The organism is Kitasatospora sp. NPDC057542 (assembly GCF_042801945.1).
Taxonomy (GTDB): domain Bacteria; phylum Actinomycetota; class Actinomycetes; order Streptomycetales; family Streptomycetaceae; genus Kitasatospora.
Genome location: NZ_JBHVFE010000871.1, coordinates 1 through 1010 on the forward strand (window position 1 = coordinate 1; position 1010 = coordinate 1010).

Genomic DNA, 1010 nt, shown 5'->3' on the forward strand with positions numbered 1-1010 from the left:
CGCCAAAGGCGGGCGACCTACACAGGGCCTTCCGGTGGGGAAGAGGCCGCCGGCGTGGGCGGGCGACCTCGTCCCCTACACGTGTCCCTTGGGCTGGCAGGAGCCTTGACCAGGACATGGAGCATCACCGCAACTCCAGTGAAACTCCGTAACGTTACGGCCTCCTACCGTTCGGGCGTCCGTAGTTGGCCGTCAGGGTTGCCGCGTAGGCGTCCGGAACGGTTTGACGCCCAAAGGCCAGCAAGAGATACGACTCCAGTGCGCCTGACACCTCAAGGAAGGGCCCGAACCGCTCGCGCCATTCATCCCGTGTGGCCACATCCGGAAAGCCCCGAAAAATTGCGACCTCAGGATCCCTCTCACCCCAGCACCCCCACCTTCCGGAAGGGCCTATCACAGCGATGGCTTTGGCAGAGATCGCGATCGACTCCGCGAAATCATCGTCCGACGTAAAGCCGATCTTCTCCCAGTAGTCGTCCACGCCCGCGTCGACGGACAACGACATCGCCGGGTACGTCCGACACTCCGGAAGATAGAACTCGTCGAGACCAGGTTCGAGAACCAGCAGTTCGATGCGATCGTCGCCGTGCCACCGAGCCATCGCGCAGAGCGCCGGCCAGAATTCCTGGGTGAGGACCGCATCGAACTCGCAGAACAGCGAATCCCCCGCGTCCTCCCGGAAAACCTGGTCGGGCAGTCTGGCGTCGAGGTCGAAGACGGATGCGCTGCGGGAGCGAATGTCGAGGTAGCCGTCGCGATCAACCATGATCGAGCCCTCCCTTGCCACTAGTCGTCCCCCAGCCTGATCTTGATGTCGGCCTTCTTGGACCCTGCATTGTAGAAGTCGGTCGTCCACCCGGGGTAGCTGTCCGCCTTCGGCCGAAGGAAATACTTCGTCCCATCCTTCGTGCACATGATATTGAGCCGAAATGGCTCGGTTTCCTACATGATCGCGTAGCAGACGTGTGGGGCCTTGAAGTAGCCGCACACGATGCGGGGCTGGCGCTGCC

Annotated in this window: 1 protein-coding gene; it reads right to left on the reverse strand. The window is 62.4% G+C overall.

Going from position 1 to position 1010, the window contains the following annotated elements; translation table 11 throughout:
* Window positions 1–154 precede the first annotated feature (154 nt).
* Window positions 155–766 carry a hypothetical protein gene (locus ACFU7Y_RS44210; protein WP_380772120.1) on the reverse strand — a complete coding sequence of 204 codons (612 nt, stop codon included), beginning with the start codon at window positions 764–766 and terminating at the stop codon, window positions 155–157.
* Between the last annotated feature and the right edge of the window lie 244 nt (window positions 767–1010).

Bases quoted from the DNA above. Each gene is read 5' to 3' on its own strand.
- ACFU7Y_RS44210 (WP_380772120.1), bottom strand. From the start codon at position 766: ATGGTTGATCGCGACGGCTACCTCGACATTCGCTCCCGCAGCGCATCC.